Raw genomic sequence first — 20165 nt, forward strand, 5'->3', positions numbered from 1 at the left:
TGATCAGGGATCCAGTGGGTCCATAGCGTTAGCCTGCAGGGAGCGGAGATCAGGCATAAATGACAAAAAGTAAAGGCCTGTTTGCTGGATATCCGCTACCGGCACATAACCCAGTTCGGTGTTACAGCGTTGTGCAAACACGGGGCTGTTTACATACACCAGGTGCATGGCATCAGACACACACAACATGCGCTTATCCACCGGCATACCGCTTCTCCAGGCCAGTCGCACGGCGTTGCGTAAATTGGTGGTCGTATGCCGGGCATAGGGGTCTACCAGCACCGCAGACGCGGGGATTTTCAATTCCTCTACCAGGTATTTTTTCATTTCTACTCCTTCTGAAAATGTAGTGAACACCGGCCTTACATGCCCTCCGGATACAATAATGAAAGGCACCTGTCCCTTACGGTATAAGTCGGCTCCCATGCGACAACGGTTTTTACCGATTTCGCTGATGTGCTCTGTCGATTTGGGACTGGCGCCCAGGATCACCATGGCCGGATAAGTGTATTTACTCCAGTCGGTTTTCTTTATCTGCTTCCAGGCTGCGGCGTTGAGGGCCGACAAGGGCTCATAACGGATGGCTTCTTCACGCCGGTTGAGGGTGAGTAAGCCTAGTGCCAATCGCAGGGATGGTTGAAAGAAAAGGGTGTTCTTCTCTCCTGCTTTCGCTACCAATCGCTGTACAGCGCTCTTATATGCGGGTGACGCTACATAAAATGCGGCGGAATCGATGGTCGGATAGCGTTGCCCCTTCCCTGCCGTATAGCCGTTAATGATATAGTTGATACCGTTGGCGGCATCTTTCCATGCTGCTTCCAGCAATTCATTATCGCCTTTGCCGGCATAGAGCTGAAACAGTCCACTGGCGCGCATTTCATGAAACAAGGTCGCCATCTGCCCGGGATCCTGCCGCCATAAACGCAGTAATGCACCTGTTACATCCCGGATGGCGTCGTCCGAAAACAACAACGCTTCGGCGGGAGCTTCCTTATTCACTGGATGGGCTATACGTTCCTGGCAGGTAAGCAGCACATGCTGTAGCGTACTATCTTTCTCCAGCAACACGGGCAGGCCTGGCAAACGTTCCATCAGGGTAAAAAGGTAGAAATTCCTGTCCTGTAACAGGGATGGCCCGGCGATAAACCGGTAATGCGGATCAGGTGCACTGTGTTGACTGTAAACGGCTGGTAAGAAAATGAATAACAGCAGGATGTTTATTAAGCAGATTCTCATAAGGCGCATGGAAATGATATTACTACCGCAATAATAATACAAAAACCCACCTGAATTTTGCAGCGCCAAAAGATATTTAAAATTTATTATACCAACGGTAACCGGCCGGGAAGCCCGGCCTTTATTATATAAAAAAAATTAATGTATTAAATCTGCTAATATATAGCCAATTCAACCGAAAACACATACCCATATTCATTGTTTTCAATTGATAATCTATTAGTTATGGAAAATAAAATCATCTATTTTCGTTCTTTAGCCGGGAAAGCCACTCCTGCCAACCCAATTATTATAATGTAACAATGTACAAATTACCCGAAAAAAAGACGTTTACCCGTTACGCAGTGTTAACCATCATAGTACTGGTGCTGATGACATTCTTCATGATCTTTTTTTTAAAGAAAAAGGAATCCATGCAACTAGGTATGGTGGTAAAACATCTCGTTGCCACTAAAGCCGATGTTGGTCACATTGACCAGGCGGTACAGCTATTGTACGCGGCCGATAATAATTTCCGTATCTATACCCTTACATACGACCGCAAATACCTGCAGACTTATATTACACAATTAAATGGCATTACAGCCCACCTGGACAGCGCCCTGACTTCGGAAAAGGATGAGCAGCAACTGGAAGTGCTGATGGCCGACAAAGCCCGGAAATCATCCCTGTTCCTGCAAACACGGCAATATGTGGACTCGCTCCTGCAGTTGTCGCAGGTATGGGATACTACCGATATTCCTTCTCCTGAAAAACAGTTAAACCAGATTAAACTTCCGCAAATAAAACCGGCAACAGACACGATCGTCACTACCCAGGTAGCCACCTCACGGGGGAAGAAAAAGTTGTTTGGCCGCCTGAAAGATGCGATCAACAATAAGTCCGGCGTTCAGCAAACCAATCGCCAGGTAACCATTGTGCAGCGCGAGGCCGGCGATAACGGGGCTTTTACCAAAGAACAACTGAAAAAGATCCAGGATACCTACGCTAATTTTTTAAAGAATGCCACGGAAAGCCATAATACCCTGAAACAAAAAGAATATGCGCTGGTGGTGGCCAACGAGCGCCTGTTTTCCGAACTGCTTCACCTGATGGCCGCATTGAAACAAAACATTACAACGGAAACGGATAAACGCCGGCTGCAGCTGGGACAAGATATTGATCATTCGCTATACCAACTTGATAAGCACAACTCCTGGGAGATTCCCCTGATACTGCTGATGGTAGGCATTGTGATCTATGGCATCACCCGGCTGTACCGGTACGACCTGGCTCTGTTGAAAGCCAAGCAACAGGCCGAAACGTTTGCGCAACAAAAAAGCGATTTTGCGGCCACAGTGAGCCACGAAATCCGTACGCCGGTACAGTCGATAATTGGATTTTCGTCCTTGCTGGAGCGGGATAAATCACCCGAAACCATATCCGCGCTTCGCCATTCGGCACAGATGCTGTTACAGATTGTCAATAACGTGTTGGACTATACGCGAATGGAAACAGTTACCCCTGTGTTGCGCCAGGAAAAATTTGCCCCCCGCATCACTATTGAAGAAGTATGCCAGGCCTTGTCTATCCAGGCCGAGATGAAATCGCTCCCCCTGATCGTTAACATCTACTTTCCCAGCACCTTGCAGGTGATAGGCGACGATTTCCGGTTGAAACAAGTATTGATCAACCTGGTAGCGAACGCTATTAAATTCACGGAAAAGGGAAACATCACCGTTACAGCGCATATGCGCGACAATAACCTGTTACAGGTAAGCGTAAAAGATACTGGTCCAGGTATTTCCCATAAAGAACTACCTTTGGTATTCAACGCTTTCTCCCAGGGAAATAACCATTATCATAAAGGAAGCGGATTGGGATTACATATTACGAAGAAAATCATCGATCTGCATAACGGTAAAATTCATGTGGAGAGCCTTCCAGGTAAAGGCACCACTTTTTATTTTGAAATCAGGTACCAGGCGATGCCCGCATCTCCGGCTACCAAAAAAATTATCGTCCCCGTGAGTAATACACCTACCAATGCCACCATTCCTGCAGGAATCCGATTACTGGTGGTAGAAGACAGTATCCTTAACCAGAAACTGTTGGCACTGATGCTCAACAGGATGCAGGCCTCCTTTCTCATTGTTTCTTCTGCAGAAGAAGCACTGGAGGTATACCAGCGTGAATCCTTCGATTTCATCCTTACCGACATTGATCTTCCCGGTATCGACGGACTGATGCTCACCGCTATGATCCGTGAACTGCCTGACAAGAAAAAGGCCAGCGTAACCATTATCGCCATTACGGGCAACGTAATGGAAGATGATATTTCGCTGTATTTACGTTCGGGGCTAAACGATTATATCATGAAGCCTTACCGCGAAGAGGATATCCTGGAAAAAATAACGAGGCATCACCAAATGGTCTAAATTGCAGCATGACTATCGCCGATCAGATTATTGACTTCAACAGCCATCTGCATTTTCCTGGTAAGTTACCTCCCGGTATCCGTGTTATGAATCCTTTTAAAGAGGGTCCTGGCATTATGGATATTATGACGAAGTTTTATAAAAAGTTTTACGACGATCAAAAGCCCCGGCAGCTAATCCTGGGCATTAACCCCGGCCGGCTGGGTTCGGGTGCCACGGGCGTACCTTTTACAGATACTAAAAGGATGTGGGAGAAATGCGGTATCGAAATCCCAGGACTGAAAACCCATGAACCCTCTTCTGTATTTGTATATGATGTGATTGATGCCTATGGTGGCGTAAAGAAGTTCTACCGGCAATTTTATATCAGCTCAGTATGCCCATTGGGGTTTACCGCTGTACAGCCCGGCGGCAAGGAAATCAACTACAATTATTACGATAGTACGGCGCTGACCAAAGCCGCTTACGACTTCATTATAATAAGCCTGAAAAAGCAGCTGGAATGGAATATCAGCCGGGAAACCTGTTATGTAATGGGAACAGGCAAGAACGCGGCCTTTTTGCAGGCCCTGAACAACAAGGAACACTTTTTCAAAAAAGTGGTTCCTCTGGAGCATCCCAGGTTTGTGATGCAGTATAAATCCAAAACCAAGGCCGTTTATATCGACAAATACCTCCAGGCTTTTGCCGACTTCGCCTGACCCCAGATTGTGGATTTATTACGCCGTCTGCCTGGCAATTTGTTCCGCAATGTTGTTCAATAATTGCATATCCAACCGGTGTCCGCTGTCAGTAGCACCTGGCGCCCGAACATATCCGTCTTCATCTTTTTCCATAGCAACCTCCTCCCCGTCAATATCCACCAGGAAACGCTCAGGAGTACAAGGCCTTACATAAAACCGTCCGCCGGTTGTTTTAATCATAAAAGCATTCATAAGATCCCTTTTAAAAGATCTTAACGCAAATCACAGACCAGCAACATCAGGATAAAAAATTAAAATATTTGTTCCAGACCCCTTCAAATTCGGCAGCTGAAATCTGTTCAGAGATCAGCTGGGTATCTGCCGAAAATTCTTCTATTTCGGGTATTATCAGGCCAGATAGGGCGGTGCCGCCAAAATGAAACTGGGGACAGGCAATGCCGAAGCTGCCATCCGGGTATATCTCTATTTTCCGGCTTTCATAGCGCTGGGCATCGATTTCGCTATACAGCAGTTCGGGTTCATCTTTAAAAGGATGAAGCCAGGATATCTTGAGGTATTCCATCGCTTACATTTTTACCAACCGGCAGTCCCAGGTATCTTTAGGTTGCTCCCTTACGGGGTCGGGTGTTACCACCCCGGTTATCTGGTAGATATTTCCTTCTTCATGTAAACGGTCGCCTACCTGTGGCGTCATCGAGTCTTTAAAACGGATCGTGGCAAGGATACCGAAGGATTTATAGCTACGGATCTTCAGGATGTTCGCAGATCTTACGGGTGTCATAAATGCCACTTTTTTGCGATTGTGATTCCGGTAGAGGGAAAACATCAGCCAGATTGCTATGGCAAACAGGCTAAGTAACAGGAGATTCACGGCTTTTTCAGGTTTAGGTAGTGATCAATATATGGTTGAATACGCCTCTCCGTTGGCATAGTAACCGGCAGAGGTCTTACAATATAGCGATTTTAATATATGTAAACAATTTTTTTATTTTTCCGGCAGACGCCTACCGCGGCATTCCTGCAGGCTTTCGGGTACATCGGCCTGTGAATGCGTAACTGGCGGATACTGCCTATACTTGTTTTGGGGGCTGATCGAAAATCAGCAGTGGATCATCGTAGGTGAAAGTATAACCTAGCTTATTTCTCAGTTTACTGGACCCCACTATTTTATAAGGCTGTTCTTCAGCGGGTGTGCGCCGGGGCAGTTGCAGTCCTATGGCCTGTGCAGCAGCCTTGTAGTAGGCGCAGCGCAATGGATGCCGGGTAGCACAGGCATTGAATATTTCTCCCCAGGCTTCTTTCTCAATCACCATTTGGATAACGCCGATACAGTCATCCCGGTGAATGGCGTTCATCGGTTGTTCATTTACCCGCTTCCCTTCCAGCAAACGACGTTCGTCAGGTATCCGGTCATAGCCGATGAGGCCTCCGAAACGTAGCACCGTGGTTTCAAATACAGGTGATTCCATCAACAATGTTTCCGCCGCTCTTAATGCCTGTCCATTGGGAGTATCCGGCATTTCCTCATTGTCTTCCGTCACCAGCCCATTGATGTCGGCATATACAGACGTAGAACTCACAAATAATACTTTACGGATAGCGGTTGTTTCAACGAAACTACGCAGCAGGGCTATTTCGGTGATATGTGCTTCTTTTCCTCTTTCCTTGCGCGGCGGGATATTCACAATAAGGATATCCGCATCCCAAAATGCGTCCGGGCCAGACAACACCTCTTCTGACAACACCATTTCATAAGCCTCCAGCCCCAGCGCTTCCAACTCCCTCACGCCGGCAGCCGATGTCCGGGCACCTTTCACGCTGTAACCTGCCGCCTGCAGGTGCAGCGCTAATGGTTTTCCGAGCCAGCCACAGCTTAAAATGCTGATCTTAGTTTGTTGCGTCATATCACTACTTTACGTTTACACTACACGTTACACCGCCAGGAGTACCAATTTGCATCGGATTTCCTACCCGTATACAACCTACCCACAGGTGGCGGCGAAGATAAAAACATTTGACGGCATCTCCCCAAATCCGTCGAATATATAAAATATCACAGCGGATATAGGTTCCACCTGGTTCCCATGGAAGACGCCTGTTACCTTGCACCAGTATTCAAATGATTGAAGCACCTATAAATGTTTTTACATGAAAATTACCAATTCGCGGTCAAAGAGTGTGCAGCAGATCTTTTCGGAGATACAGCAACACTTTCCGAATGCTAAGTTGAAGAAGCCGTTTCTAAGCCCCCAAACGATTATTGTTCCCCAGGGCAACTACAAGTTCCTGTTGCAATACAAGCAACAATATTTACGCGTAGATTTTATGCCGCCGGTTATCTGGACGATAGGCGGTATGCTGGCAGGTTGGGGTATTTTCACCATTTTACTGAGCATATTATTTCAGCAGCTGGTGATCAGCATTGGCGGTGTAATCCCGGTGATTATCGGGCTACTGATCATTAAGGCAGTATTTAAATCCACCCGGGCTGATGAATTCAAGTCGTTTGAAGACGAGGCTAACATGCTCGTCAACAGCAGCCATCAGGGCATTTAGCCGGCCTCTCATCACTGTTTATACCCCCCTGGTTTTGAAGACTGTGAAAATCCCTTATTTTAGCGTGCTGTTTATAGCCCCACCTATGAAATAATTATTGACCATCGAAAAAGCGAACTATGATCCGCACGCTGATAATTGATGATGAACCCGCCATCAGGAAGGATCTGGAATGGCTAATGAAGCGATACGGCGATTATGTGGTGCTGGGCAGTTGTGGCAGTATTGCCGAAGCGAAAGTAATTATTCCCAATACCGAACCTGATTTGTTGCTGCTCGATATCGAGTTACTGGATGGTACAGGATTTGAATTGCTGCAGCAATTCCCGGACAGGAGCTTCCGGGTCATTTTTATTACTGCCTACAATCAGCATGCCATCAAAGCCATTAAATTTGGGGCTTACGACTACCTGCTGAAACCTGTAGACGAAGATGAACTGGCGGCTACCCTGCAACGTTTAAGAGCGGAGGACCCTATACCTCACAAAGTGCAGCTGGAAGTAGCAGATCAGCACCTGGGTAACAAAAAGCCAGGGTTACATAACCGCATTGTACTCCGCTCCCATCAATACCTGCAGGTAGTTTCCTTTGAAGAAATACTATATTGCCAGAGCGATGGCAGCTACACCACCTTTCATCTCCTGGATAAACGAAAAGTGATGGTATCCCGGCCTATCAAAGAATATGAAGAATTATTGCCGGAGGCCTGGTTCATTCGTATACACCAGTCATATATTGTGAATCATCATTTCATAGACCGGTTCCTGAAAGATGGGATATTGATATTGAAAGAAGGCAGTGAAATCCCGGTTTCTTACCGTAAGCGGGACTTCGTACGGCAGTTTCTTACCGGCGATCAACCATGATAAATTTCCGGATCATACTCCTTGCGGGCTTACTGTTTTGCTGTTTGCTCTCCTGCCGTCAGCAGGGCTCGCAGACGCGTACATACGATACCACTGTAATTGCCAACTCCCCTGTGGTCGACAGCCTGAAACAGTGGATCGACAGCGTTGACCGGTCGACCACACCAGCTACGCGAAAAAAGGTGGAATCGTTGTATGCCGCTGCTATGGCGGGGGGCGAGCGGGCGCAGGGATATTATTATTACCTGATAGGCAAGCTACAATGGCAGCCCGACAGCAACAAAGCAGCCATAGCAAGCTTCCTGCGCATGCTTCCTCCCGGGTCCATCGATACCACCCGCATGACTGATCTATACCTGCTGCAACAAATGGCCCTGCTTCGCCTGGATCTGAAAAAGAAGATAGATGACAGCACCTTTGCCAGGATTTATCAGCTACTGGATATAGCGGCACGTTTTCACTACCCCGATATATTCCGTGTATACGACCTCGCGGCTGAAATCCATTTCCGTTACGGCGTTTATGACAAAGCGAAATTATACACTGACAAAGCCACTGCAAGTTACCCTAACTCTGATGATAACTATTATCATTCCTACCTGATGGAGGCACAATCGCGGATTGCTGAACGGCAACACAATTATCCACTTGCCTTGCGCTACGAAGACAGCGCCCTGGTGCTGGCGCTGCGGCAACCCGACTCCTTGCGGATTGCCACTGTATATTCTGCCCTGGGAGTATTGTATGAAAAAATGGGTCAACAGGCCAAAGGCCATGCCCTTATGATACAGGCATTTCATATCAAGGAGCGGGAGAATAAAGTATCGTTCCGGGAATATGTGAACTATGGACAAATGTTTATGGAAGAAGCGCAGTACGCTCCTGCTGTCTTCTACCTTCAAAAGGCAGTAGACATGGCAAGAACACCCACCAATGCCAGCAATCTCAGCTCTGCCTACAACACCTTGTATACCATTTACTACCAGAGCGGTGATTATAAAAAAGCGGTGTTATACCTCGACTCTGCATCCAACATGGCGCTTACCGCCCTGGAAGAAGAACAGCTGAAAAAAGTAATGGAACTGCAGGCACTGAATGAACTAAAAGAGCAACAGCATAAAACCCTTGATATCAGCCGCCAATATAATAACCAGGCGATCATTCTCCGCCAGCAGCGGGTTATATTACTGATCCTGGGTATCCTGATGATAGCGGGCGTTTCCCTCGGACTGGTGTTGATCCGGCAGCGAAAACTCAAAACACAGCAACATCATATGGCCCTGGAGCAACGCCTACTGCGCAGCCAGATGGAGCCACATTTTATCTTTAACACCCTGGCTGTATTACAGAGCTTCATCCGGCATGATGAAAAAGAAAAAGCCGTAAAGTATCTTAACAAATTTGCCCGGCTGCTGCGGCTTAACCTGGATAATTCCCGCCATAACCTGGTACAGCTGCACCAGGAAGTAGAAGCGCTCGAAAACTATCTCAGCTTGCAGACCATTCGCTTTGGAAATATCTTTGATTATGCTATACACCCGATTGAAGGATGTGAAGAGATGGATATACTTATACCACCCATGCTGATGCAACCCTTCGTGGAAAATGCCATTCAGCATGGTATGCGCAACCTGGCCTATAAAGGGCATATCAGCGTACAACTACAGCTCCACAACGATTTACTGCATTGCGTAATAGAAGATAACGGGCATGGACTGGCGGCCAGCTCAAGTGCCGGCAAACATTCGCTCTCTGGTATTATTACGCGGGAGCGGCTGAAAATACTCAGCAAAGAAACCGGGAAGCTGGCATCCATCGTTGTTAGCGACAAACAGGAAAAAGGAGAACATGGCGTAAAGGTTACACTCATTATACCTACACAACGGGAAAAGTGATTAGCCCGCCTGTTGTGCATGCCATAACAGGTAGTATTTTATGGCGGCAATGCAAATCACCACTGTAAAAGTCACCGCATGATTCAGAAGCGCCACGGTCCGGAATTCTTCATGGGCAATACTGCGGTCATTTTCGCCGATATAAGGCTTTTCCACCAGCTTCCCCTGGTAAGTGTTAGGGCCACCGAAACGGCAGTCGAGAATGCCGGCTAATGCGGCTTCGGGGTATCCTGCATTGGGACTGGTATGTGCGGCGCCGTATTTTACAACGAAATGCCAGGCACGGCTGCTGCCATACAAAATGATCATCAACCCGGCGGTAAGGCGCGCAGGAATGTAATTGGCTACATCGTCCAGTCGCGCGGCAAAGCGCCCAAAATACAAGTATTTTTCATTCTTATAGCCAATCATCGAGTCGAGGGTGTTGATCATTTTATACATCATCATACCGGGCAGCCCCAGCACTGCATAAAAGCACAATGGGGCCACTACCCCATCACTCAGGTTTTCCGACATCGACTCCATTACCGCTATTCGCACCTGGTCGGGTGTTAGCTGGGTGGTATCCCGGCCTACAATCCGCGACAGGCGCTGACGGCCTGCCTCCAGTCCATCGTGTTGCAGGGCATTAAATACTTCCCGTCCTTCCTTCAGCAGGCTTTTATTGGCCAACGCAAAATAGACGAAAATGGTACTAAAGCTGTAATAAGCCAGGGGCCAGGGTGCCAGGGCTCTTTGTACACCATAAAAAAAGAGATATATGACCACGCAACAGGTAACCGTCAATAAAGCTCCTTTCCAGAAACGGGCGTCCCCGCTATTCAGCCATTGTGTGCCGTAATGAATCAGTTTACCATAGCCCTTTACCGGGTGCGGCCAGCTTTGGGGATCTCCTAATATAAGATCCATCAAATACCCTAACAGTAAAGGCAATACGAATTTCAGTATAAGGTCCATTGGCGCAAAGCAGTAGTCAATAAAGTATTGTCGGCAACGCTGCGGCAGGCAACACGGCAATGACCTTGTTCCAGCCCATAAAAATTGGCCGCATCGCGGATAAGAATGCCATGATTTTCGAGCAGCCACGCCTTCAGCGCTGCGGCAGTACCCGTCAACGTTTCAAAAAGAAAATAGTGCGTATGTGTGGGCCATACCTTGAACTCCGCCATTTTCCGGATGCTTTCCCGGAATTGGTAAGTTTGTTCCAGCAAGGTATCCGTTGGCAGCTGAAACTGACCGGGATGGGCAACAATATAGTAGCCCGCCTCCAGGGCCAGGCTATTGACCGACCAGGGCATTCTATAGGCTCGCACCCGGTCGACCAGCTGTTTCCCGCCAGCAAGATAACCCAGTCTCAATCCCGGAATACAGCAGGTTTTAGTAAGGGACCGTATCACCAGTACATTCGGCAGGCGGTGCAGGTGCGGCAACATGGTAGCCGCATCGCGTGTGAACTGGATATAGGCTTCATCAATGATGAAAATAGTGTGTTTATTCAGGTTCACCAGGTGTTGCAGCGACCGCTCATCGAATGCATGCCCCGTTGGATTGTTGGGATTACAGATAAATACCATATCTGTCATAAAAACAGTATCGCGGGTTAGCTTGTCCCAGAACAGGTATTGCACCTGGTGACGGTACAGTTTGCAGGCGTCGGCATATTCAGCGAAGGTAGGCGCTATGATCGTAGCAGTGGCGCCTGTAAAAGCCTGTGCCACGAGGTAAATAGCTTCCGTACCGCCATTAGTGACCATAACGGTACCAGGGGCCAGGCCGGCCTGCTTCTCAAGCAGGCTTTGTAATTTCACCCCTCCAGCATCCGGATAATGGTCTATGTCGCCCACTTTACCGGCAAGATGCGCTTTCAATCCTTCTGATAAGCCGCCGTACCAGACATTGGAGCTGAAGTCGGCCTTGATGGGCCGGTCAAACAGGTAGCCATCGTCCCCGTGTCCTTGTATCATAGTGCAGTTAAATTATAGTTCCAGCGCCTTGTAAACAGCCGGAATATCCAGATGTTCACGGATATGTGTTGCTAGTTTGTTATATTGTATTTCTTTGAATGCACGATAGTCAAAATCCTTTACAGTAGTATCTTTACCACATTGGGCCAGTAAATCATTTACCACTGTGTCGTTGTCGAGTATGCCGTGCAGGTAAGTGCCCCAGCATTTTGCATGAAGGAAATACCCATCGGTGGTACCATCTGTAAATTCATTGAGCGGCGCACGGTTTTCACAGCTGGTATCTCCCATATGTATTTCATATCCTTCACATAACTTAGTTTGTTGGCGGTAATAAAAGCGGCGCTGTCGGGTAATCTTTTCCGGGGTAAGTACCGTGGTTACCGGTAAAATACCCAATCCCGGTATTGTAGCCGGCGCTCCTTCCACCCCATCGGGATCGGCTACCTGTAATCCCATCATCTGGTAGCCGCCGCAAATGCCAATGACCACCTTATTTCGTTTGTGCGCTTCCGTTACAGCGGCGGCGGTGCCATTGTTCCGGATCGCCACCAGGTCGCCGATTGTATTTTTGCTCCCCGGCAAAATAATGATATCTGCTTCGGCCAATGCTGCCGGGTTGTCTGTATAAAAGAGGTTTACCCGTTCATCTTTCTCCAGGGCATCAAAGTCCGTAAAGTTAGACATATGCCGCAATAAAACTACTGCAATATTAATACGGCCGGCGCTCCATCCTTTTTGCTTCAACGATAGTGCCACGGCGTCTTCTTCTTCGATATGAATATCATGAAAGTAGGGCAGCACGCCGGTTACGGGTACGCCGGTAATTTTTTCCAGCATGGTACGTCCTTCGGCAAAAAGGCGGATATCGCCACGGAATTTATTGATAATGATGCCTTTGATCAGCTGTCGCTCTTCCGGCGGCAATAAGGCGATGGTGCCGTAAACACTGCCGAAGATACCGCCGCGATCGATGTCGGTTACCAGGTATACGGCGGCGCCGGCGTGTAGTGCAATGCGCATATTGGTGATATCGCGGTGCCGTAAATTGAGCTCTGAAATACTGCCGGCGCCTTCCATCACTACCGGGTTAAACCGGTGCGAGAGGCGGTTAAAAGCCTGCTTTACTTCGTCGAACAAGGCACGCTTATCATCTTCCATGAAATATTCCCAGGCCGATTGGTTACCGGCGGGTTTGCCATGCAGCACCAGCTGGGCGGTTTTATCGGTGGTAGGTTTGAGCAACACCGGGTTCATATCTGTGTGACAAGGTATGCCTGCCGCTTCTGCCTGTACCGCTTGTGCGCGGCCTATTTCAAAACCTTCGGGCGTAGCATAGCTGTTGAGTGACATATTCTGCGCCTTAAATGGCGCTGGTGCATAGCCATCCTGTTTAAATATACGGCAAAATCCCGCAGTGATCACGCTCTTGCCTACATCGGAGGCAGTACCTACAAACATAACCGGCCGCAGTTGTTTCATATATTACCCGCTTTAAACGGGAACGAAGATATTAACTTTCATAAAAGAATTCTTTCTTTGCATGGCATGAAACCACAGTTCCTCATTGCGGCGCCGCATAGCGGCGCCGGCAAAACCACGGTTACCTTTGGCCTGCTGAGCGCCTTACGGCGACGCGGACTACGAGTGCAACCATTCAAATGCGGTCCCGATTACCTGGATCCCCAGCTCCATACCCTAGCAGCCGGGCAAACCAGCATTAACCTCGACCGGTACATGATGACCGACGCGCATGTACAGGAAGTGTATGCCCGCTACCTGCAGGCCGCAGATGTGGGTATTGTAGAGGGAGTAATGGGCCTTTTTGACGGCGCCCGCAAAATGGAAGGCAGCGGGGCAGCTCTCGCCGCTTTCCTCAACATACCGGTGATACTGATTGTAGACGCCAAAGCCATGGCCTATTCAGCGGCGGCATTGTTATATGGATACAAACATTTCTATGCGGATATCAACATCGCCGGCGTTATCTTCAACTTCGTGAATTCGGCGGCTCATTACCATCTCTTACAGGAAGCCGCGGCCGATGTCGGGATTCCGGCATTGGGCTATTTACCCGAAACAGCGGCTATTTATATTCCTTCCCGTCACCTGGGTCTATATGTAGCCGACGAAACAGATTACGAGCGGGCGATAAACCAGGCTGCCAACGAACTGGAAAAACATATTGACCTCAGCGCCCTGCTTGCGCATTGTACACAGCCGGCGCCCGCCGTTACCACCATACCTGTGGCGACCGGCAATTTTCGTATAGCCGTGGCCAGGGATGCTGCATTTAGTTTCCTGTACAGGGAAAATCTCCGGATATTATCCCAACTAGGGCCGGTTACCTATTTCAGTCCACTGCAAGACCAGCAGCTGCCTTCTGCCGACCTCCTCTATTTTCCCGGCGGTTACCCCGAGCTGTATCTGCCGGCCTTGTCGGCCAACACCACCTTGCTGGATCAATTACGTACGTATACCGGTAAAATACTGGCAGAATGCGGCGGTATGATGTACCTGGGAACGTCCATTACCAGTGAAGATGGTACCTCCTACCCGATGGCCGGCGTAATTCCTGGTAGCACCAGTATGCAGCCACCGCAACTGTCACTGGGGTACCGCCAGGTATATTTCGGCGATGTGCAATTAAAAGGTCATGAGTTTCACTACTCCCAATATACCGGCGTACCGCTACTAACGGCGCCGGATATACGTGTTTTAACAGCACGGAATGAAATATTGCAGGTCCCTGTTTTCAGGAATGAAAATATCCTGGCGAGTTACCTGCATTTTTATTTTGGAGATAATATAGAAGGATTGAAGAAGGTGTTGGGGATTACTACCTGTTAGTGTCAAGTAAGATCATCTTTTTATTCCCTGCGCAAAAGTACTTATCAAAAAACAGCCCCGCCAAAAGCAGGGCTGTTTTCTTGATAAAAAAATTATTTACCACTTAAACACGTCATCACTCAAACCACCGTTTACCACGGCTTTTTTCAGGGTGAGGCTATTATTATATCCTCCTATATTTGATTGTATTTTATGTGGCATCAGGATACCGCCTTCCTCGCGATAGTCGGCATAGTCGGTGGTAGTTTCGCTGCCTCCCCCACTTTCCTGGCCAACCAGGGCGGTGCTTCTTACTTTAAAGCCGGTTTTAGCATCGTAGTAGTTTTTTACGAGGGCGCCATTGGGAGTAGCAATACTTACTACGTAGGCCGGCGCACCGTTTACATCTTCCATGGTGGGCGACAGCTCCAGTTTGGCGTTATACTCCGGCGCCGCGAAATACAGTTCCGGGAAAAGGAGATTCTTATCTTTCAGGATAGCTTTGTCGGATGCAGAAAGTGGTATTTCCTGTCCGCTGCGGGCTATGCGTACTTCATTACCATTGATCAACAATTTCATGGCGGTTAGACTGGCAATCGGAATGTATACAGTTTCCAGGCGTTTGTCGGGGGTAGCTTTGATGTGCAGTTCCATTTGTGTACCGGAAACGTCTCCTTCTTCATCCAGTGCCAGGTCTTTTACTCCTTTTAATTTATCGGCGCCGCCAATGGCGTCTATATACCGTTTCAGTACCGAAGGACCGGTAGTACCGGCGGGTACAGGAGTATTGTTGTCTGCTTTCCAGCTGTTATTGGCTGGCTTAATATCCGGGAAGTTGCTACCCGGGTCAATCACTACGCTACTCAGTTTCACCGTAGATGGATAGTGGAAAGTCCAGCTGGCGCCACGTTGCCATATTTCAACCGGCAGGCGTACCGTATCTGTTTTTCCGTTTACATCTTTTATTGCGATGACTACCGGCATAGGCATTTGTTGCAGGTTTTGTATAGTAATCAGCGCACCTTGTGCGGGATCGTTTTTAACATACTGTACACCTTTCACCGCCTGATCCAGTTTCCAGGTGCTGAAGAACCAGCCGCGCCAGAACCAGCTGAGATCTTCTCCTGCTACATTTTCTATAGTGCGGAAGAAGTCCCACGGCGTAGGATGTTTAAATGCCCAGCGCTTAATGTATTCCCGGAAAGCATAGTCGAAACGATCGGGGCCTAAAATTTCATTCCGCAGCAGGTTCAATCCCATAGCCGGTTTAAAATAAGCGGCCACGCCATTGTACGACAAATCGATCACGTCAGGGGTATTCATGATAGCTTCCGCCCTGGGGGAAAACAGCAAAGGGGCCATGCGTTGAGCGTTCTGCGGGCTGTTGTATTCTCCTTTGTTGAATTGTGCTGTAGAGATGCCATTGATGAAAGTATTAAAGCCTTCATCCATCCAGGCATATTTACGTTCATTGGTACCTACGATCATGGGGAACCAGTTATGCCCGAATTCATGATCCGTAACGCCCCAGAGGCCGCCCCTGGTAGACTTTGCGGAACAGAAAACGATGCCGGGATATTCCATTCCGCCTACAATACCGGCTACGTTGGTCGCTACCGGGTAAGTGTAGGAAAACCATGTTTTAGAGTAATGTTCAATACAGCCTTTCACATATTCGGTAGATCTGCCCCAGGCATTGTTGCCGCCAACTTCAGGCGGATAAAGCGATTGGGCCAATGCTTTTTTACCACCGGGCAGGTTAATGCGGGCAGCATCCCATACAAATGCCGAAGAGGCGGCCCACGCTACGTCGCGGGAGTTTTTGCAGACGAAATGCCAGGTCCGGTTGCCTTTAGCGGTGTTATTCTTTATCTCTGTGCTATCGCGGATCATCACCGTCTCTTCACTGTTGCGGGCTTTGGCCAGGCGACTGATCTCTTTGGGCGACAATACCTGTGTTTCGTTTACCAGTTCACCGGAACCACCCAGCAGCATATTAGCCGGGGCCGTGATGCTATAGTCGAAGTTGCCGTATTCGAGATAAAATTCAGAAGCGCCCAGGTAAGGAATATTGTTCCAGCCGAGAATATCATCATATACCGCCATACGGGGATACCATTGCGCTATTTCGTAGATCCAGCCATTGGGCGTACGCAGCCGTCCATTACGATCGGTACCATATTCAGCCACTGTATAGGCATAGTCGATCTTTATTTGCAGTGAGGCGCCTGTTTTCATAGCATCTGCCAGGCGTATCTGCATGCGGGTATCATTTACCAGGTAGTTAGCCGGCATTGTTTTACCGTTTACCACCAGGTTAACGGCTTTCAGTTCAAATCCCTGGGTAAAGCTGCGGTTGGCAAACCGTTCCCCGGAAGCGGCTACCGTAGAGGAACCACGGGAGCCCTGGCGGTAAATGTTCTGATCCAGCTGCAGCCATAGGAAGGGCAGCTGATCGGGGCTATTGTTCTTGTACGTAATGACTACGGAACCACTAATCCGGTGTTGGGTGGTGTCGAGGGTTACTTCCATTTTATAGTCCGCCGTATTTTGCCAATACTTAGGGCCGGGCTGGCCGCCGGCGCTGCGGTATTCATTGCCCGGTGCAGGATAAAACAAGGGACCAAAAGCGTCATGCTGGTCATATACCGGTGCAGTTTGGGCCATGCTCTGTTGTACTCCCGTGCTCAATAGCAAGCACGCGATAGCATAGATTTTGTTGATTTTCATCGGAGCGATTAGATTTAACTAAATCGAATATACAGAAAAAGCAGAAAGCGAAAAGCGAAAAGCATAAAGCTGTTGAAGCGATTTAAATACCCGCTGTTCGCTTTATGCTTTTCGCTTTAAGCTTTACAAATGGTGCGCTTTTTTAAAAGCCTTTATCCGGAAGGCAAAAATAATGCTCAGGATACCGGTAGCCCAGAAAGCGGCGGCCATGAGGCCCAATATCGCGGCAATACCAAGGGCGGGATTATCGAGTATAAAAATAGCGATAATGATAAGTACTATCCCTCCTACCAACAGCCAGCCCCAATTGGGGATACCATCTGATTGCAGCTGTATCGAAAAACCTATCAGGCTAATGCCTTTAAACATAAACCAGAAAGCGAGGAATAACGGGATGACCGCCATACTCACTGCCGGGTACAGCATGAGGATAATACCGATGACTACATCCACAATACCTGACGCCAGGGACCATCCCCAACCAGTATGATGTTTACGGTTGCTGAGCGCAAAGGATACTTCAAAGATCCCTGTCACAAAAAAAGTAATGCTAAAAAAGATACTTAATAGTACATAGCTGCTGAAAGGGTTGGAAAAAACAATGCCTCCTGCTATCAGGAATATAATACCATTGAGCAAATACAGCCACCAATACCTGAGGTTGTTCCGGATGCCGGAGATAATTTCTGACATAAAGATTATTTTAATGTTATAAAACGATCGTATTCACTTTTCTCTAACACATCCGGGTATAAAAAGTTCAGCAGAACAGGACCGCAAAAAAACGGGGAAAAGCACTTAACTTTGCCCGGATGATTTAAATCATAGAATTAACAACAGACGGAAATTATCTTTGTGGAATGAATAAGGCGATCAAGCAAGACAGACAACCACCCAATTGGTGGCATCAGGTAGACTTCTTGGGTATTCACGCGGTGCCCTTGTTAGCGTTTTTCACTGGTACAACAGCATTTGACTGGATTTTATGCGGAGTTTTGTACGTAGTACGCATGTTTTTTGTAACAGCCGGCTATCACCGGTATTTCTCGCATCGCGCATTTAAGACGTCGCGATTCTTCCAGTTTATCCTGGCAGGCGGAGCACAGAGCAGCTTACAGAAGGGCGCGTTATGGTGGTCTGCCAATCACCGTATACATCACAAGCATAGCGATACGCCGGAAGATCCGCACTCAGCGAATGTGTATGGCATCTGGTATGCCCATATCGGGTGGATTATGGGGCCGGAATACAAGCCTACCCGTTTTGACCTGATCAAGGACCATAAAGCGAAGGAATTATTATGGCTCAACAAATGGCACATGGTGCCAGCCGTTGTATTGGCTATCGCCGTATACTTTGTAGGTAATAAAGTAAATGGTACCGGTTGGTTTGACTGGTCGGCCGGCCTGTCCACCTTGCTGATTGGCTTTTTCCTCAGCACGGTATTATTATATCATGGTACTTTTACCATTAACTCGCTCATGCATAAAATTGGTAATAAAAGATATTATACCGGAGATGAATCCCGTAACAGTGCCATCCTGGCGTTGATTACCCTGGGAGAGGGCTGGCATAACAATCACCACTACTACCAAAGCGCGGCCAGGCAAGGTTTTTACTGGTGGGAAGTAGATATTACCTACTATGTGATTAAAGTACTGGGGCTGCTCGGCATTGTATGGGAAATACGTCCGATCCCTGCCAAGCTGAAAGAAAGTAATAAACTGAAGCAACTCGCTTCCTCCCGGATACCGGTAGAAGAAGTTACACACTAGGGGAGCAGAAAGCAAAAGGCATAAAGCAAAAAGCCATTGAGGCGAATGATTAAAGCGGATATTAACTCGCTCTGGTCATTCGCCTCAATGGCTTTTTGCTTTATGCCTTTTGCTTTCTGCTTTTATTTTCTATCTTGGTTGCCTAAAATCTAAAATTCCATGCATTACGCTCCTGCAGCCGACAGATACAACAACATGACTTATCAGCGTTGTGGTAAAAGCGGTATCCAGCTGCCAGCTATTTCACTCGGCTTATGGCACAACTTCGGTTCAATAGATAATTTTGAGAACGGACGCAGTATTATCCGGCATGCCTTCGATAAAGGGATTACCCATTTTGACCTGGCCAACAACTATGGCCCGGTACCAGGTAGTGCGGAAGAAAACTTTGGCCGCATACTGAAAAAAGATTTTACCGGTCACCTGCGGGATGAACTCATCATCTCTTCCAAGGCCGGTTATACTATGTGGCCCGGCCCTTATGGCGACTTTGGGTCCCGCAAGTATCTTATTTCCAGCCTGGATCAAAGCCTGCAACGTATGCAGCTGGAATATGTAGACATTTTCTATTCCCATCGCCCTGACCCCAATACGCCCATCGAAGAAACCATGGGCGCGCTGCACAGCATTGTTCAGCAAGGGAAAGCATTGTACGTGGGGCTTTCCAACTACAACGCCGAGCAAACCAAGGCAGCCCTGGCGGTACTGCAATCGCTTGGTACTCCCTGTTTAATTCATCAGCCGAAATACAGCATGTTTGAGCGTTGGGTAGAAGGCGGTCTGCTGGATGTACTGGAAGCCAATGGCGTAGGGTGTATTCCATTTTCACCGCTGGCCCAGGGGCTGCTGACCGATCGCTACCTGCACGGCATCCCTGCCGGATCCCGCGCCAGCAAGCCTTCCGGCTTCCTGCAGGAAAGCGAAGTAACACCTGAGAAAATTGAAAAGGTGAAAAAGCTCCATGCCCTGGCCCAGCAACGCGGGCAATCCCTCGCACAAATGGCGCTGGCCTGGATTCTGAAAGACAAACGGATCACCACCGTGCTGATAGGCGCCAGCTCTGTAGCGCAGTTGGACGATAACCTTTACACGCTGAAAAATACCAGCTTCAGCAAAGAAGAACTGGACGCGATAGAAACAATATTAAAATAGCTAAAAGCAAAAAGTGGAAAGCAAAAAGCTATTGTAGCGAA

Annotated in this window: 18 protein-coding genes; 8 read left to right on the plus strand and 10 right to left on the minus strand. The window is 48.1% G+C overall.

The window, feature by feature from the left end; genetic code table 11:
* Positions 1–3: 3 nt before the first annotated feature.
* The gene (locus tag HGH90_RS01510; RefSeq protein ID WP_169190206.1) at positions 4–1236 is read right to left on the minus strand and encodes a YdcF family protein; all 1233 of its coding nucleotides are present in this window, start codon (positions 1234–1236) and stop codon (positions 4–6) included.
* A gap of 302 nt (positions 1237–1538) precedes the next feature.
* Here HGH90_RS01510 and HGH90_RS01515 point away from each other — a divergent pair, with 302 nt between their 5' ends.
* Together HGH90_RS01515 and HGH90_RS01520 are read left to right on the plus strand one after the other, a co-directional pair.
* Positions 1539–3653 carry an ATP-binding protein gene (locus HGH90_RS01515; protein ID WP_169190207.1) on the plus strand — a complete coding sequence of 705 codons (2115 nt, stop codon included), beginning with the start codon at positions 1539–1541 and terminating at the stop codon, positions 3651–3653.
* 8 nt (positions 3654–3661) lie between these two features.
* Complete coding sequence (locus tag HGH90_RS01520) at positions 3662–4354, plus strand: uracil-DNA glycosylase family protein (RefSeq protein WP_168765687.1); 693 nt, start codon at positions 3662–3664, stop codon at positions 4352–4354.
* Between the two features lie 18 nt (positions 4355–4372).
* Here HGH90_RS01520 and HGH90_RS01525 read toward each other — a convergent pair whose 3' ends face one another.
* From HGH90_RS01525 to HGH90_RS01540, 4 genes are all read right to left on the minus strand, one after another.
* On the minus strand, positions 4373–4588 hold the full coding sequence (locus HGH90_RS01525) for a hypothetical protein (protein ID WP_168765688.1): 216 nt from the start codon (positions 4586–4588) through the stop codon (positions 4373–4375).
* Positions 4589–4634: 46 nt separating this feature from the next.
* Positions 4635–4919 carry a DUF6881 domain-containing protein gene (locus HGH90_RS01530; RefSeq protein WP_169190208.1) on the minus strand — a complete coding sequence of 95 codons (285 nt, stop codon included), beginning with the start codon at positions 4917–4919 and terminating at the stop codon, positions 4635–4637.
* Positions 4920–4922: 3 nt separating this feature from the next.
* Positions 4923–5228 carry a hypothetical protein gene (locus HGH90_RS01535; protein ID WP_168765690.1) on the minus strand — a complete coding sequence of 102 codons (306 nt, stop codon included), beginning with the start codon at positions 5226–5228 and terminating at the stop codon, positions 4923–4925.
* A gap of 199 nt (positions 5229–5427) precedes the next feature.
* Positions 5428–6261 (minus strand): SDR family NAD(P)-dependent oxidoreductase, encoded by an 834-nt coding sequence (locus HGH90_RS01540; protein WP_169190209.1) that lies wholly within the window; start codon positions 6259–6261, stop codon positions 5428–5430.
* Between the two features lie 244 nt (positions 6262–6505).
* Between HGH90_RS01540 and HGH90_RS01545 the strand changes: the two genes are divergently transcribed.
* The 3 genes from HGH90_RS01545 (at position 6506) to HGH90_RS01555 (ending at position 9674) form a co-directional block, all read left to right on the plus strand.
* A complete protein-coding gene (locus tag HGH90_RS01545; RefSeq protein ID WP_168765692.1) occupies positions 6506–6913 on the plus strand; it encodes a hypothetical protein in 408 nt (135 codons plus the stop codon).
* A 119-nt stretch (positions 6914–7032) separates the two neighbouring features.
* Positions 7033–7779 (plus strand): LytR/AlgR family response regulator transcription factor, encoded by a 747-nt coding sequence (locus HGH90_RS01550; protein ID WP_169190210.1) that lies wholly within the window; start codon positions 7033–7035, stop codon positions 7777–7779.
* Positions 7776–9674, plus strand: coding sequence for a histidine kinase (locus tag HGH90_RS01555; RefSeq protein ID WP_169190211.1), 1899 nt, complete (start codon positions 7776–7778; stop codon positions 9672–9674). The genes HGH90_RS01550 and HGH90_RS01555 overlap by 4 nt, the downstream gene beginning before the upstream one ends.
* Here HGH90_RS01555 and cbiB read toward each other — a convergent pair whose 3' ends face one another.
* Genes cbiB through HGH90_RS01570 form a run of 3 tightly spaced genes read right to left on the minus strand, consistent with a single transcriptional unit; the run spans position 9675 to position 13120 of the window.
* Positions 9675–10631, minus strand: coding sequence for an adenosylcobinamide-phosphate synthase CbiB (cbiB, locus tag HGH90_RS01560; protein ID WP_169190212.1), 957 nt, complete (start codon positions 10629–10631; stop codon positions 9675–9677).
* Positions 10616–11638, minus strand: coding sequence for a pyridoxal phosphate-dependent aminotransferase (locus tag HGH90_RS01565; RefSeq protein WP_169190213.1), 1023 nt, complete (start codon positions 11636–11638; stop codon positions 10616–10618). The genes cbiB and HGH90_RS01565 overlap by 16 nt, the downstream gene beginning before the upstream one ends.
* 12 nt (positions 11639–11650) lie before the next feature.
* Positions 11651–13120 (minus strand): cobyric acid synthase, encoded by a 1470-nt coding sequence (locus tag HGH90_RS01570; protein WP_168765697.1) that lies wholly within the window; start codon positions 13118–13120, stop codon positions 11651–11653.
* Between the two features lie 66 nt (positions 13121–13186).
* Between HGH90_RS01570 and HGH90_RS01575 the strand changes: the two genes are divergently transcribed.
* Entirely contained in the window at positions 13187–14488 is a 1302-nt protein-coding gene (locus HGH90_RS01575) for a cobyrinate a,c-diamide synthase (RefSeq protein WP_169190214.1), read from the plus strand.
* A 96-nt stretch (positions 14489–14584) separates the two neighbouring features.
* Here HGH90_RS01575 and HGH90_RS01580 read toward each other — a convergent pair whose 3' ends face one another.
* The gene (locus HGH90_RS01580; protein ID WP_169190215.1) at positions 14585–17197 is read right to left on the minus strand and encodes a M1 family metallopeptidase; all 2613 of its coding nucleotides are present in this window, start codon (positions 17195–17197) and stop codon (positions 14585–14587) included.
* A 123-nt stretch (positions 17198–17320) separates the two neighbouring features.
* Entirely contained in the window at positions 17321–17890 is a 570-nt protein-coding gene (locus HGH90_RS01585; protein ID WP_169190216.1) for an HdeD family acid-resistance protein, read from the minus strand.
* Positions 17891–18057: 167 nt separating this feature from the next.
* Here HGH90_RS01585 and HGH90_RS01590 point away from each other — a divergent pair, with 167 nt between their 5' ends.
* Together HGH90_RS01590 and mgrA are read left to right on the plus strand one after the other, a co-directional pair.
* Positions 18058–18972 (plus strand): acyl-CoA desaturase, encoded by a 915-nt coding sequence (locus HGH90_RS01590; protein ID WP_168765701.1) that lies wholly within the window; start codon positions 18058–18060, stop codon positions 18970–18972.
* 159 nt (positions 18973–19131) lie between these two features.
* On the plus strand, positions 19132–20124 hold the full coding sequence (mgrA, locus tag HGH90_RS01595; RefSeq protein WP_169190217.1) for an L-glyceraldehyde 3-phosphate reductase: 993 nt from the start codon (positions 19132–19134) through the stop codon (positions 20122–20124).
* Positions 20125–20165: the final 41 nt, after the last annotated feature.

Source organism: Chitinophaga sp. Ak27, from assembly GCF_012726295.1.
In the GTDB taxonomy this organism is placed as follows: domain Bacteria; phylum Bacteroidota; class Bacteroidia; order Chitinophagales; family Chitinophagaceae; genus Chitinophaga.